We start from the raw sequence: 13,085 nt of genomic DNA on the forward strand, positions 1-13,085 counted from the left end.
CCCACGTGTTACTCACCCGTCCGCCGCTAACTTAAAAAGCAAGCTTTTTAAGTCCGCTCGACTTGCATGTATTAGGCACGCCGCCAGCGTTCGTCCTGAGCCAGGATCAAACTCTCCGATAAAGAGTCAGATTAGCTCATTTGCTAAACTCTAGCTTTTTGTTACTTTGTTTTCATCTTTATAACGCAAGTTATAAAAACGATTATTGTTGACGTTTTGTTTGTTCAGTTTTCAAAGAGCAATTTTAGATAAATTGGAGCGGGTGATGAGAATCGAACTCACGACATCAGCTTGGAAGGCTGAGGTTTTACCATTAAACTACACCCGCATTTAAATTATAATTTCTTAAATCAACTTGATAATGGTCGGGAAGACAGGATTCGAACCTGCGACCCCTTGGTCCCAAACCAAGTGCTCTACCAAGCTGAGCTACTTCCCGCTAATATGGCGCGCCCGAAAGGAGTCGAACCCATAACCTTCTGATCCGTAGTCAGACGCTCTATCCAATTGAGCTACGGGCGCATATCCACGAAAGCGACTTTACTATCATATAATGTTTATATCTGGTTGTCAAGTGTCTTTTAAAGATGCGGCCGAGAGGACTTGAACCTCCACGGGGTTAACCCCCACTAGGCCCTCAACCTAGCGCGTCTGCCATTCCGCCACGACCGCACTATATTAGATAACCTTCATCATACTACAATAAACGATTTCGTTTAAAATTCATGGTGCGGGTGAAGGGAGTCGAACCCCCACGCCTTGCGGCGCTAGATCCTAAGTCTAGTGCGTCTGCCAATTCCGCCACACCCGCGAATCTACAATAATAAATGGTGAGCCATGCAGGATTCGAACCTGCGACCCTCTGATTAAAAGTCAGATGCTCTACCAACTGAGCTAATGGCTCTTAAAAATGGCTGGGCTAGCTGGATTCGAACCAACGAGTGACGGAGTCAAAGTCCGTTGCCTTACCGCTTGGCTATAGCCCACCAACAAAAATGGCGGTCCCGACGGGAATCGAACCCGCGATCTCCTGCGTGACAGGCAGGCATGTTAACCGCTACACCACGGGACCATTTCGCTTTTTGCATAATGTTTATTAAATTAATAAAGTGACCCATACGGGATTCGAACCCGTGTTACCGCCGTGAAAGGGCGGTGTCTTAACCGCTTGACCAATGGGCCATTAAAAAATAATGGCGGAGAAGGAGGGATTTGAACCCTCGCGCCGCTATCGCGACCTACACCCTTAGCAGGGGCGCCTCTTCAGCCTCTTGAGTACTTCCCCGAAAAAAACAATGGCTCCGCAGGTAGGATTCGAACCTACGACCGCTCGGTTAACAGCCGAGTGCTCTACCACTGAGCTACTGCGGAATAATGTTTATTCTATAAAGCTTGTCTTCTAGAGAACTTAGTTAGTTCGTCGCTCTCTCTTGTCGACTCTTTACATTATAGGCAGGTATATATTAAAAGTCAAGCGTATTTCTAAAACTTTTTTTAAAACGAATCTGAACATGCCTTCACTGCATATAAATGCCTTATAAACACTGTAATTTCTAGCTGTTTCTTATCTCCTCAAGACTCAATTTCCCTCTGCATTTCCCGCAAACATACTTTTTCATATCTACTTTTTTTCGGCGAAAATAAATTTGATTACATGATTGGCATCTGTATATGAGTGTTCTCTTTGGTTTGTTTTGCGTTTTTTCCTGCGGCAAGGAAGAACAAAAACGGGGCCCCCCAACTTTTCGCAGCAAGTTTTTAAAATCAGCATCCTTATGCTGATAGCCTTTTTTATTTATATGAAGATGGTAATGACACAGCTCATGTTTAATAATTCCGATTAGTTCCTCCATCCCCAATTCATCTAAGTACTTTCTATTGATCTCAATATTGTGGCTGTTCAGTATATATCTGCCTCCAGTTGTCCTGAGTCTCGGGTTAAAGGATGCTTTATGCATAAACGGTATTTTAAAATGAGTGTTTGACAATTCTTCCACTAACAATTGCAGCTCCTGATCAGTCAATAGTGTCCCCTCCTCAACAAGACAAATATTATAGCATATGATGATTTAAGCATCAGCAATTCGTAACTACTAGGATTTATATTTCCTTTACTAAGCTGGGTTTAGCAGCAACTGCGCTTCATCTATTTTTTCAGCACATTACAAAGGGGGTATAAGCTTATGCCTACATGGCTGCAAAATCAAATTAAAAAGGCGTTTTATGAAAAAAACACCTACCAAGTCAGGTTGCTTAACCAATGCTGGTATTATTATAGAAGAAAAAATTGCTCATGAAAATAAAAAACCAAAGGACTAAGCATGTCCTTTGGTTTTTTCAGCATTGGCAATTATGCTTTTGGCGGCAGCATAGTCAAAGCGACTCTTCCTTTATTATGATCAATACCGTCGACCCATACTGTGACCACATCGCCTACACTCACTATATCCAATGGGTGCTTAACAAACTTATTGCTGAGTTTTGAGATATGAACCAAACCGTCCTGCTTAACGCCGATATCAACAAAGGCACCAAAGTCAACAACATTCCGGACAGTCCCTTGAAGCTCCATGCCTGCTTGTAAATCTTCAAGCTTCAAAACATCCGTTCTAAGGAGCGGTGCTGCAAGTTCATCCCTCGGGTCACGACTTGGACGCATTAAAGCATCGACAATATCACCTAAAGTCAACTCACCGATTCCAAGCTCAGCTGAAACCGCCTTTATATTAAGACCGCTTAATGCTTCCTTCAATTCATCTGTCCCAATTTGTTTAGAATCAAAACCGATTTTTTTCAACAGGGCCTTCACTTCATCATAATGCTCCGGATGTATTCCTGTTCTGTCTAACGGTTCATCACCGTCTAATATGCGCAAAAAGCCGATTGCCTGTTCATATGTTTTCGCACCGAGCCTCGGAATCTTCTTTAGCTGCTTTCTGTTTGTAAACTTTCCTTCTTCTTCTCTCTTTTTAACAACATTATTAGCTACCGCTTTAGAAAGACCAGCAACATATTGCAAAAGAGAAGAAGATGCCGTATTTACATTAACCCCAACTTTATTTACGCTCGTTTCAACGACAAATCCAAGAGATTCGGACAGTTTTTTCTGAGACACATCATGCTGATATTGTCCGACGCCGACTGACTTCGGATCAATTTTCACTAGTTCTGCCAAAGGATCTTGAAGCCTTCTTGCAATGGATACTGCACTTCTTTCCTCTACTTGAAAGTTCGGGAACTCCTCCCTGGCAATTTCTGAAGCTGAGTATACACTCGCCCCTGCCTCATTGACAATCAGATAGAATATTTCCTTGTCTTGCTTCTTAATCTGCTCGGCAACAAATTGTTCTGTTTCCCTGGAGGCTGTTCCATTCCCTACAGCAACCATTTCAATTTTATATTTTGTTAACAGCTCTTGAAACTTAGCAGCTGCTTCTTTCGCTTTCGAGACCGGGGGATGAGGATAGATAACTCCTATTTCTAACACCTTACCCGTTTCATCTACGACTGCTAATTTACAGCCTGTCCTGTAAGCTGGATCGACTCCTAACACCATTTTCCCTTTTAGAGGCGGCTGTAGCAGCAGATTCCGAAGATTTTCCGAGAAGATATGAATTGCTTGCTCCTCGGCTTTTTCTGTCAGCTCTCCTCGAAGTTCCCTCTCAATAGAAGGCTGTATAAGTCTCTTATAGCTGTCTTCAATTGCAGCTTTAATCGTGTCATGAGACGGGGAACCTTCTCTTTTCATCCATTTTTTTTCGAGATAGCTGACAATTGTATCAACAGGCGCTTTAATGGATACTTTCAATATGTCTTCTTTCTCGCCTCGATTTAACGCCAATGTACGATGAGGTACAATTTTGTTTAAAGGCTCCTCATATTCATAGTACATTTCATAAACATTTTTTTCATCTTTATCAGCATCTTTAGCACTTGATGCGATAAGTCCTCCTTGAAATGTTTTATTTCGTATCCATTTCCTGCTGTCAGCATCATCTGATACTACCTCTGCAATAATATCCCTTGCACCTGCGATGGCATCTTCAGCTGTCAGCACTTCTTTTTCTTCTGAAATATATTTAACTGCCTCTTGTTCTATAGGAGAGCTACCGTTATATTCAAGCAGCCATTGAGCAAGTGGCTCTAACCCTTTTTCCTTTGCAATTGTAGCTTTAGTTCGTCTTTTAAGCTTATAAGGACGATATAAGTCCTCTACTTCTTGCAGCTTAACAGATGCTGAAATACTCTTTCGCAATTCTTCTGTAAGCTTTCCTTGTTCATCTATCAACCGTATAACTTCTTCTTTCCTCTGCTCCAGGTTCTGAATATAATGATATCGGTCCATAATATCCTTTATCTGCACTTCGTCTAAAGCACCGGTTTGCTCCTTGCGGTAACGGGCGATGAAGGGCACTGTATTCCCCTCTTCTAAAAGCGCAAGAACACTAGATACTTGTTTTTTCGTGATTGATTGCTCCTTCGCAATCATATTTTGATAATCCTCTTTAATTAAAACTTTCTCCATACGAACTACCACTGTCCTTCCTTATATGTATCATAAAGAGTTGCTTCCTTCATATTACTATATATTGAATGAAATTATCTAACCCTATCATCCCAAAATAAGGTATATCAAACTTTAAAAGACAAAAAAAAAGCTTACATTAAAGCAAGCTTCCTAAAATAAAGGTAGAATCATCATCTGAATTATTATATTTTTTGGCGATTGTATCGGCAATATTACGCAATGGGTGATAGCCCTTCAGTAAATCCTTCACTCCTTGAATATTATAGCCGTCTGAATGGACAAGGAACTTCGAATTAGCTTCATATGAAAAAATTTGAGTATAATAAACTTGTGGTCTTCCTGACAGATAACCTGTTACAGGAAGCGGGTAGGTGAGTTTTCCGCCGGAAGTGTACAAGAAAAACCGGATATTTCCGACACAGCTGTACTTAATGCTTTTCGATTCATAATCCACTTTGAAAACACTAACAGCGGCACCTCTTTTCTTAAGAAGAGCCTTGTTTGCCAACTCCATCAATTCTTCCACGTCTGCAGTGTGATTACCTTCAATTACGTCTGCTACCGCTTGGGATGATTCATTGGCAAACTCTCCACTCCCCAGGCCATCTGCAAGCACACAGATAAAGTATTCTTCTGTCGATAGAAAAAAATAGCTGTCACCACATAATGTTTTACCTTGCTTGTTCGTCTGATGTGCTAAAACTTGAATGTTGGAGTCAGCTATAGCAGTCATAGAATAAACTCCGAATTGCTGGATTCAGCATGAATCGCTTCCTGGAGTTTTTTAATCGCCCTTCTTTGCAGTCTGGAGACATGCATTTGGGAAATTCCGAGCTTGTCACCAGCTTCCTTCTGGCTCATATTATCCAGGTATGTATATTGAATGATACTCTTTTCCCTCTCACTCAATACATGCAGCACTTTTTCAAGCACAAGCTTTTGATTGACACGCTCAAAGCCTTTATCTACATCCCCTACAATATCAAGCAAGGTTACTGTACCGCCCTCAGAGTCTGCCTCGATGGAATGGTCAACAGATAAAGCTTGGTAACTTTTACCCATCTCCATTGCCTCAAGCACTTCCTCTTCAGAGACTTCTAGATAGTCAGCAATTTCATCAACTTTTGGTGATCTTTGTAATTCAGTTGTTAAATGCTCTACTGTTTTCTTTATTTTCGGACCAATCTCTTTTATTCTTCTAGGAACATGGACACTCCACGTCTTGTCTCGTAAGAATCTTTTTATCTCACCTATAATAGTCGGCACAGCAAATGCTTCAAAGCTTTTCCCAAAACTTTCGTCATATCTGCGAATAGCTCCGAGCAGCCCGATTATGCCTACCTGGCTGATATCCTCATGAAACATTTTTCCTTTAGAGTACTTTCTTGCCAGCACTTCTACTAGATCCCGATAATTCATCACAAGTATATTCTGGGCTTCCTCATCTTGATTTAGCTGGAATTTTTTTATAAGCTCATTTACTTCTTCTTTTGTTAATTGGCGCTTAGGTTGAGATTGTCTTGGCATCACTCTCCACCTGCTCTCCCTCAAGGTATTTCGTCATCAAGACCGTAACACCTTCATTGTGATGAATTTTAACTTCATCCATTAGTGTTTCAATCAGATAGAGTCCAAGGCCTCCTTCTCGAAGGAACTCAATAGATTCATCCTGATCGTATGGTCCGATATCTTTTGTTGTGCTGTCAAAATCAAAGCTTTTTCCATTATCAGCAACAATAACCTCTAGACGGTCATTATAAAGTCGAAACCCAATCAGCACTTCCCCTGACTCTTTATTTTTATAAGCATGCTGAACAGCATTTGTACATGCTTCACTTGTGGCAATTTTCAAGTCTTCAATCTCATCGTAATTAAATCCCATTCTGCTCGCAATTCCGGAAAGGGTTAACCGAATGATACCTACATACTCTGGTTTTGAAGGGATTTTCATTTCAATGTATTCAAAATGCTGGCTCATTTAATCCCACCTTCAATCTTACTGTTAATGTCGATAATATCTGCTAAACCTGTTATTTCAAAAAGCCTGATTAGGCGTTCAGATAAGCCGATAAGCTTAAATTCTCCATCGTTTGAACGTACATTTTTAAAGACGCCAACAAATACTCCAAGACCTGTGCTGTCCATATAATTTACATCTGATAAGTCTATAGTCATCCTTACACCCTCTTTTTCAGAGAAGGAATAAATTGTTTCTTTTAATTTCGGTGCTGTATATGCGTCAATTTCACCAGCCACCTTAATATCAACATCTAACTCTTTTTCGTTTACATCTATCACAATATTCATGTACGACCCACCTTTAACATTCTAATGTCTTAGATAAATACCCGATGCGCAGGAAGTTTAAACTTCTCTTTTAAAAATAATTAAAGTGAAATCATCTCTTAGTTGAAAATCCTGTATTTTCACTAGCTCTTCATAGACATTGTTAACTATTTCCTGTGCTTTCAAGTGAATATGTTTTTTTATGTAACCGATTAAAGTTTCCTTTTCGATAAAACCTTCTTCTGTCCTGCACTCAGTCACGCCGTCTGACATCAGGATAATCATATCGCCAATATTCACTTCTTTTTCAAACTGTTTATATTTAGCTTGTTTATCTACACCTAAAAGGAGCCCTTTTGCCTCCAAGTCGCTGAACTCACCGGTTTTTGCTTCAAAGAAAAATCCTGGTTCATGACCGGCAGAAGCATAATGAAAAATATGTGTTTGCATTTCATAAGCGCCATAGAACATTGTTATAAACATGCTTGGATCAACATTTTGTTCAACTACTCGGTTCAAGTTTTCCAGAACCTTACTTGGAAAGTTGCGGTTTTCCGGCAGACTGTCCATCGCATACTTAATCATGGACATACAAAGAGCGGCAGGTATCCCTTTGCCGATAACATCAGCTATGGCAATATTGATAAACTTATCTTCATCCTGTACAAAATGGTGATAATCACCATTCATCATTTTAGCAGGAACACTTATTGCACCAATATCAATACTTTCCACATCAGGAATCTCTGTACGCAGCAAGGTTTGCTGAACATTAGAAGCAATCTCCATCTCACTTCTAATCTCCTGCTGCACATGGCGGAGGCTCTGATGCTCTCTGTACGCAAGACCGTAACCCATCATAACCTCGAGCAATATATCAAAAGACCTTGTTACATGCTCCGGTAAATCTGGATATAAATCCATCATTAAGTATTTATGTAGGCTTATGATATCCTCTGGTGATATTTTATGTTCAATCGATTTCCTGCTGAACTTCTGCCCTTGATAGAGGGCTTGCTCAGATTCGTCTTTGATGTAACTGACAAGAAGATCTCGATACTTAGAATCCATCATTTCACGGAAATCCATGTTCCCCCTCCTTATCTGAGCCACTTGATTGCTTGGATATCTGTACCCTTTCCTACTGCTGTTTCTATCTGGAACTCATCCATCAGCCTTTTCACTCCCGGAAGGCCAGCTCCTAATCCGCCTGAGGTTGAAAATCCGTCCTGCATGACCTGGCGTAAATCTTTAATACCTGGACCGCTGTCAACAGCACTTAATTTCAAGCCAACTTTGCCGTTCTCGGAAAGCTTGCTGATGCATATTTGGCCTTGGCCCGCATATAAGTATATATTTCTAGCTAGCTCACTAATAGCCGTAGTTATTCTCGCTTGATCTACGGTACCGAACCCTAGCTCTTTTGCTACATTTCTTCCTAATTGACGAGCAGCTACAATGTCCCACTCGTTGACAATCTTTACGCAGGATTGGTCTCCCATAGGTCAATCCCCCAATTCCTGTTGTAATTTCTCCAAACCTTTTTCTAGATCTAGGGCGGTCAACACATCATTCAAGCTGATCCCAAGTTCTACTAACGTAATTGCAACAGCAGGTTGAATGCCTGTCAACACAACCTTGGCACCCATCAATTTGGACATGCCAATAACGTCGCCCAGCACCTTCGCTATAAATGAATCGATAAAATCAATAGAAGTTAAATCGATTACGACACCATTTGCACTTGTTTCATGGATTTTATTCAGCAAATCCTCCTGAAACTGGAGGGCTGTCTGGTCATCCAACTCCCACTGGATAGAAACAAGCAAACAATCATGCAGCTTTAATATTGGTATTCTCACTTTATTCACCAATTTCAACCAACTTTCTGTTTGTATATTCTAAAGCTTTTTCCATGCCTTTTTTTAATGTATTTTTCGTTTCAAACTGATCTAATTTAATTCCAAGATTAACAATGGTTTGTGCAATCTCCGGCCTAATTCCGACAATCATGCTTTTTGCTCCTACCAGCCGAACGGCTTGAACTGCTTGAATGATATGGTGGGCAACCATCGTATCAACAACAGGAACACCTGTTATATCAATCAGCACAACTTCTGATCGGTGCTTAACTACACCCTGGAGCAGATTTTCCATTATATGCTTTGCACGCTGTGTATCTATTGTACCAACAAGCGGCATTATTGTAATTCCATCAAAAACTGGAATTAAAGGAGCTGACAGTTCCTGCAGCGCAATCTTTTGCAAGGAGAAAGTCCTTTCCCATGTTTCGGAGTATACTTCTACAATCCTTTGGCACAGTGGATGAACCCAAGCATTTAAGAGGCTGACTTGCTCATAGGCCTTATTATGACTCGACTCAGATTTCTCCAGATGTTCCAACACCACCTGCTCAAGAACCTGTATTCCCTGCACCAAGAACCGGAGAGGCCAATTATAGCTGACAGCCTTTTCTATAAAAGCAGGCAGCTTATCATTAAACACTTTATTACCTAATGAATCCACAAGGAGCAGGTTAATAAATTCCTCGCCCATCATGTAATAATCATGATCAGAGGTGATTCTGATAGTCAGTTTATCCCTATTTTCTTCCATCTTGTTGAGCCAGTCAGAATGGATTTCTTTATGATTAGATTTCAAAAAATCTATTATTTCTTTTTTCAAGGTTCAACCTCCATTTTAACATATTCGGATGATAGTAATGGGGTTTTTTACAGGTCTATCATCATCAAATTTCATAACTAGCAGGTGAAATTATTAGTATACAATATCTTTACGAACCATTAATATGCTTCGAATATGAACAAAGTCTATTTGACTTTTCTATTTTCCCTTTATCGTCTGCCTCAAAACCTGTTTTCAAGAAAAATATATAAAATTTATGTGCATGAATGCAAAAAAAATACGCTCTTTAAAAAAGAGCGCAATAATCCCTATCAAAATTCAATGAGACCCAAGCTTATTTGCAGAGCTTCATCTACTTTTTCCATCATTTCATCATCAAGATGGGTAATTTTGTCCGTTAACCTCTGTTTATCTATCGTGCGAATTTGTTCCAAAAGAATTACTGAATCTCTCTCAAAACCATAGCGCTTCGCGTCAATTTCCACATGAGTCGGCAATTTAGCCTTCTGAATTTGAGCCGTAATTGCTGCAATAATGACTGTGGGACTGAACCGATTCCCGATGTCGTTTTGAATGACAAGTACAGGACGGACACCGCCTTGCTCTGAGCCAACAACTGGGGATAGGTCTGCAAAATAAACGTCACCACGTTTGACAATCAAAGGATTATCCTCCGCTAACTAGACGTTCTACTGTATGCTCTGCCTCATATTCTGCTAGAAAGCTTTCCGATGCAATGGATAAATTTAATTTTGCCATTTCCATGTAGCCTCTTCTCATTGATTCCCGTATATGTCTCTTTTTCCGTTCACGAAGGTACATTTTCGTTGCTTGATAAATAAATTCACTACGATTCACATTTTCTTGCTTTACGAAGCCGTCCAATTCAGATAATAAATGCTTTGGTAATTTTATCATGATCTCTGTCGTTGCGCTGGATTCAGACACAAACATACACCTCCACCATCACTACACACCATATTTAGCTCTTTTTTTTAATCATACCACTAATAACCCAATCTGCAAAGTCCATTCAGCAATTCTAATGTATTATCCGCCAAAAATTATAGGTTTTATGCATCATTCCCAATAAATTTTGTACATTTTTTTATATTCACACACTGCCTCAAGTATTTAGGCAGCAACCCTTATTAATCCTATTCTGCATAGTATGTTTCCATTACATTAATTTAGGAGCGGATTAACGATATTTCGCTGTGCTTTGTCTTTTATATATATTCTCGGCACTCTGCTAGCAATGGTGCAGGTCACTTCATAATTTATCGTGTCCAGTTTTTTGGCAATTTCATTAATAGAAATCGCTTGCTCTTGCTGAATTCCAATCAATGTAACCTTTGTTCCAACCTCCATTTGAAAGGGAAGTTTAATCATACATTGGTCCATGCATATCCTGCCTACAATCGGAACTCTTCTGCCATCAACAAGAACCTCTTGGCCATGCAGCTTTCTGAGCCACCCATCTGCATAACCTATCGGCAATGTCCCAATCCACTCATCTTCCTTCGCCTCATATGTGGCACCATAACTTACTTTATCACCCTTTTGAAGCTTTTTCACTTGGACAATTTTTGTGTGAAGCGAGAAAGCTTCTTTAAGCTTAAATGGCAGCAATTCTTCAATTTCCATTGAAGGAGACAAGCCGTACATGGAAATCCCCAGCCTGATTCCATTGAACGCCAGTTCAGGATGAAGAAGTCCTGCAGCACTATTGCTGCAATGTACAATCGGAGGCTTAGCTGTAAAGCTAGCTAATATTTCTGCGAATTTTTGTGACTGCTTGTTTAAGTAATCGGAATCACGCTCATCTGCTGTTGCAAAATGGGTATAAATTCCTTCTAAAATAAACTCTGTATGCCGAGAAAGAAATTCCTCAATTTCCTTAACTTCCCTTTCCGTTCTTAGCCCTAATCTTCCCATGCCTGAATCGACTTTTACATGAATGTTAATATCACTGCCTTGCAGTTGAATCGCAGCTTCTTCTAACCATTGTATATCAAAAACGGTCAAGGAGATGTTTTGCTGTGCTGCTATTAAGGCATCAGCAGGTCTGCTTGCTCCTAATACCAATATCGGTGCAGCAATGCCCTTTTTCCGTAGTGAAAGAGCCTCATCTAAAAAAGCTACCGCTAAATAATCTGCTCCTGCATGAAGTGCAGCACGAGCAACCTCTTCAGCTCCGTGACCATAACCATTCGCTTTCACTACTGCAAAAAGTTTGCTGTCTTGCTTCATCCTGCTTCTCATGTTTTTCACATTTTCTTCTATATAATCTAAATTTATTTCTGCCCAAGTATCCCGAAAAAATGTATTTTCTAGCATCAAAGCTAACCTTCCTTCTTTCCTAAACACGAAGTATAATAGTTAAATTATTCTATTTCCACTTTTGCTTGTCAATAAATTATCAATGATACGGACCAGCATAACAAAAAAACAGCCGGGTGTGGTACCACACCCGGCTTGTTTACGGCTTATTTAATTGCTTCTCCTTGAACAGACCGTGCTATCTCTGCCATTTCATCCTCTGACAGCTCTGTAGATGCAATAACATAGTCTACTCCTTCATATGTCCACGATATCTTATTGCCAGAAACAGCTCCAATCGCAAAACCTAAGTCGACAGGATTTCCAGTCATATTAATTGGACCTGCTGTCGCAGGGGCTACTTCTGCTTTTTCTTGAATGATTGTGTATGATTTCTGTCCGTCATATGTCAGAACTACCCTTTCACCATCTTCAGTTGCAACCTTTTTCTCTTCAACAAGGCTTGCACCTAATAAAGTTTCCGGATATTTGACGGAGAATGATTCATCCTCATCCACTTCAGCCATTACAGGCACAGCTAGTTTGGCTGCAGTCATGCTCTTTTGTAAATCAAAGTCAGCTTTATCAAAATTCACATCAAATTTCACATTAGAGAATTTCACAGTGACAAGTGCTTTGCCGTCTGTGTCCTTCACCTTAACACTCACAGGTGATAAATCTTTTTTGTTTAAAGTGATTTCCTGTGTAGGCAGCATCTTATTATTTTGGTATCTAGTTTTTGTTTCAAATACATAATATTTATCTGTAGAGGAGAATTTCGCATCCTTGTCTTCCTCGATGTCCTTAACTAAAGACTCATATAGATACGCTTGGCTGCTGTTTTCTGGCCAATCGCTTTGAAACTTAAAGCTTTTGTTCAATGCTGGTGTCAGTACATAAACACCCTCATCATTTCTGAGGATCATCTGGCTTTGGTCCTTTTTCGCATTCTTTAAATTCACCCTGTAATACGTAGGATCTTTATGCCAGATTTGAACATCATAGGTTTGCGGCTCAGTGCCCATTTGCAATGTCATTTCTGCATCGGCTTTATAGCCTTTTGTAGCAACCTTTTCATCCAAATCTTTAAGTACATCCTCCTTGGATTTTGTTCCACAGGCAGTTAACATTACCATGACCGCTAGCCCTACGAAAAGCAACCATAATTTCTTGTTCATTTTTTCAACTCCCTTATTCTCTTTTCATCGATTTAAGAAGAGAAGTTTAGGTCTTATTAGCATAAAGCTGACTTTAAACTTGTCTCCTTTTGCTCTATGAATATATGAGACAACTATAGGGAATA

The 13,085-nt window shown here is 40.0% G+C and carries 15 protein-coding genes, 11 tRNA genes and 1 rRNA gene; 1 reads left to right on the top strand and 26 read right to left on the bottom strand.

What is annotated here, in order from left to right; all coding sequences use genetic code 11:
* From M3600_RS15390 to M3600_RS15450, 13 genes are all read right to left on the bottom strand, one after another.
* Window positions 1–122: ribosomal RNA gene (locus tag M3600_RS15390) — 16S ribosomal RNA — on the bottom strand; the annotation flags it as partial.
* A 132-nt stretch (window positions 123–254) separates the two neighbouring features.
* Window positions 255–328 (bottom strand) — tRNA-Gly (locus M3600_RS15395).
* A gap of 34 nt (window positions 329–362) precedes the next feature.
* A tRNA-Pro gene (locus M3600_RS15400) sits at window positions 363–439 on the bottom strand.
* Between the two features lie 6 nt (window positions 440–445).
* Window positions 446–522, bottom strand: a tRNA-Arg gene (locus M3600_RS15405).
* 66 nt (window positions 523–588) lie between these two features.
* Window positions 589–672 (bottom strand) — tRNA-Leu (locus M3600_RS15410).
* A gap of 54 nt (window positions 673–726) precedes the next feature.
* Window positions 727–811, bottom strand: a tRNA-Leu gene (locus M3600_RS15415).
* A 17-nt stretch (window positions 812–828) separates the two neighbouring features.
* Window positions 829–904, bottom strand: a tRNA-Lys gene (locus tag M3600_RS15420).
* A gap of 7 nt (window positions 905–911) precedes the next feature.
* A tRNA-Gln gene (locus M3600_RS15425) sits at window positions 912–986 on the bottom strand.
* 10 nt (window positions 987–996) lie between these two features.
* A tRNA-Asp gene (locus M3600_RS15430) sits at window positions 997–1,072 on the bottom strand.
* A gap of 38 nt (window positions 1,073–1,110) precedes the next feature.
* A tRNA-Glu gene (locus M3600_RS15435) sits at window positions 1,111–1,182 on the bottom strand.
* Between the two features lie 12 nt (window positions 1,183–1,194).
* Window positions 1,195–1,285 (bottom strand) — tRNA-Ser (locus tag M3600_RS15440).
* Between the two features lie 11 nt (window positions 1,286–1,296).
* Window positions 1,297–1,371, bottom strand: a tRNA-Asn gene (locus M3600_RS15445).
* A 182-nt stretch (window positions 1,372–1,553) separates the two neighbouring features.
* A complete protein-coding gene (locus tag M3600_RS15450) occupies window positions 1,554–2,024 on the bottom strand; it encodes a SprT family protein (protein ID WP_251646643.1) in 471 nt (156 codons plus the stop codon).
* Window positions 2,025–2,183: 159 nt separating this feature from the next.
* Between M3600_RS15450 and cmpA the strand changes: the two genes are divergently transcribed.
* Window positions 2,184–2,297, top strand: a complete 114-nt coding sequence (cmpA, locus tag M3600_RS15455; protein ID WP_233316930.1) for a cortex morphogenetic protein CmpA — start codon at window positions 2,184–2,186, stop codon at window positions 2,295–2,297.
* 53 nt (window positions 2,298–2,350) lie between these two features.
* Here the strand turns inward: cmpA and M3600_RS15460 are convergent, their stop codons facing one another.
* The 13 genes from M3600_RS15460 to M3600_RS15520 all read right to left on the bottom strand — a co-directional run bounded on the left by M3600_RS15460 (window position 2,351) and on the right by M3600_RS15520 (window position 12,960).
* Window positions 2,351–4,525: a Tex family protein gene (locus M3600_RS15460; protein WP_233316929.1), complete on the bottom strand. Its 2,175-nt coding sequence runs from the start codon at window positions 4,523–4,525 to the stop codon at window positions 2,351–2,353.
* A gap of 139 nt (window positions 4,526–4,664) precedes the next feature.
* On the bottom strand, window positions 4,665–5,261 hold the full coding sequence (locus M3600_RS15465; RefSeq protein ID WP_251646645.1) for a PP2C family serine/threonine-protein phosphatase: 597 nt from the start codon (window positions 5,259–5,261) through the stop codon (window positions 4,665–4,667).
* Window positions 5,258–6,055, bottom strand: a complete 798-nt coding sequence (sigB, locus tag M3600_RS15470) for an RNA polymerase sigma factor SigB (protein WP_233316927.1) — start codon at window positions 6,053–6,055, stop codon at window positions 5,258–5,260. The genes M3600_RS15465 and sigB overlap by 4 nt, the downstream gene beginning before the upstream one ends.
* The gene (gene rsbW / locus M3600_RS15475; protein WP_251646647.1) at window positions 6,033–6,506 is read right to left on the bottom strand and encodes an anti-sigma B factor RsbW; all 474 of its coding nucleotides are present in this window, start codon (window positions 6,504–6,506) and stop codon (window positions 6,033–6,035) included. The genes sigB and rsbW overlap by 23 nt, the downstream gene beginning before the upstream one ends.
* Window positions 6,503–6,835 carry an anti-sigma factor antagonist gene (locus tag M3600_RS15480; protein WP_233316925.1) on the bottom strand — a complete coding sequence of 111 codons (333 nt, stop codon included), beginning with the start codon at window positions 6,833–6,835 and terminating at the stop codon, window positions 6,503–6,505. Before M3600_RS15480 ends, rsbW begins: the two co-directional genes overlap by 4 nt.
* A gap of 57 nt (window positions 6,836–6,892) precedes the next feature.
* Entirely contained in the window at window positions 6,893–7,903 is a 1,011-nt protein-coding gene (locus M3600_RS15485) for a PP2C family protein-serine/threonine phosphatase (protein WP_233316924.1), read from the bottom strand.
* Between the two features lie 11 nt (window positions 7,904–7,914).
* On the bottom strand, window positions 7,915–8,316 hold the full coding sequence (locus M3600_RS15490; RefSeq protein WP_233316923.1) for an anti-sigma regulatory factor: 402 nt from the start codon (window positions 8,314–8,316) through the stop codon (window positions 7,915–7,917).
* A gap of 3 nt (window positions 8,317–8,319) precedes the next feature.
* A complete protein-coding gene (locus M3600_RS15495) occupies window positions 8,320–8,676 on the bottom strand; it encodes an STAS domain-containing protein (protein WP_127740846.1) in 357 nt (118 codons plus the stop codon).
* A gap of 1 nt (window position 8,677) precedes the next feature.
* Entirely contained in the window at window positions 8,678–9,499 is an 822-nt protein-coding gene (locus tag M3600_RS15500; RefSeq protein WP_233316922.1) for an STAS domain-containing protein, read from the bottom strand.
* A 272-nt stretch (window positions 9,500–9,771) separates the two neighbouring features.
* A complete protein-coding gene (ndoA, locus tag M3600_RS15505; protein ID WP_019156408.1) occupies window positions 9,772–10,122 on the bottom strand; it encodes a type II toxin-antitoxin system endoribonuclease NdoA in 351 nt (116 codons plus the stop codon).
* Between the two features lie 4 nt (window positions 10,123–10,126).
* Window positions 10,127–10,408 (bottom strand): CopG family ribbon-helix-helix protein, encoded by a 282-nt coding sequence (locus tag M3600_RS15510; protein WP_127740842.1) that lies wholly within the window; start codon window positions 10,406–10,408, stop codon window positions 10,127–10,129.
* Window positions 10,409–10,645: 237 nt separating this feature from the next.
* Window positions 10,646–11,800, bottom strand: coding sequence for an alanine racemase (gene alr / locus M3600_RS15515; RefSeq protein WP_237942205.1), 1,155 nt, complete (start codon window positions 11,798–11,800; stop codon window positions 10,646–10,648).
* 149 nt (window positions 11,801–11,949) lie between these two features.
* A complete protein-coding gene (locus M3600_RS15520; RefSeq protein ID WP_233316921.1) occupies window positions 11,950–12,960 on the bottom strand; it encodes a LolA family protein in 1,011 nt (336 codons plus the stop codon).
* Window positions 12,961–13,085: the final 125 nt, after the last annotated feature.

The sequence above is a fragment of the Niallia sp. MER 6 genome (genome assembly GCF_023714395.1).
GTDB lineage: Bacteria > Bacillota > Bacilli > Bacillales > Cytobacillaceae > Niallia.

Coding starts and splice junctions, on each gene's coding strand:
- rsbW (WP_251646647.1), bottom strand. CDS start 6,506: ATGAGCCAGCATTTTGAATACATTGAAATGAAAATCCCTTCAAAACCA.
- M3600_RS15460 (WP_233316929.1), bottom strand. CDS start 4,525: ATGGAGAAAGTTTTAATTAAAGAGGATTATCAAAATATGATTGCGAAG.
- sigB (WP_233316927.1), bottom strand. CDS start 6,055: ATGCCAAGACAATCTCAACCTAAGCGCCAATTAACAAAAGAAGAAGTA.
- M3600_RS15490 (WP_233316923.1), bottom strand. CDS start 8,316: ATGGGAGACCAATCCTGCGTAAAGATTGTCAACGAGTGGGACATTGTA.
- M3600_RS15520 (WP_233316921.1), bottom strand. CDS start 12,960: ATGAACAAGAAATTATGGTTGCTTTTCGTAGGGCTAGCGGTCATGGTA.
- cmpA (WP_233316930.1), top strand. CDS start 2,184: ATGCCTACATGGCTGCAAAATCAAATTAAAAAGGCGTTTTATGAAAAA.
- alr (WP_237942205.1), bottom strand. CDS start 11,800: ATGCTAGAAAATACATTTTTTCGGGATACTTGGGCAGAAATAAATTTA.
- M3600_RS15480 (WP_233316925.1), bottom strand. CDS start 6,835: ATGAATATTGTGATAGATGTAAACGAAAAAGAGTTAGATGTTGATATT.
- M3600_RS15465 (WP_251646645.1), bottom strand. CDS start 5,261: ATGACTGCTATAGCTGACTCCAACATTCAAGTTTTAGCACATCAGACG.
- M3600_RS15485 (WP_233316924.1), bottom strand. CDS start 7,903: ATGGATTTCCGTGAAATGATGGATTCTAAGTATCGAGATCTTCTTGTC.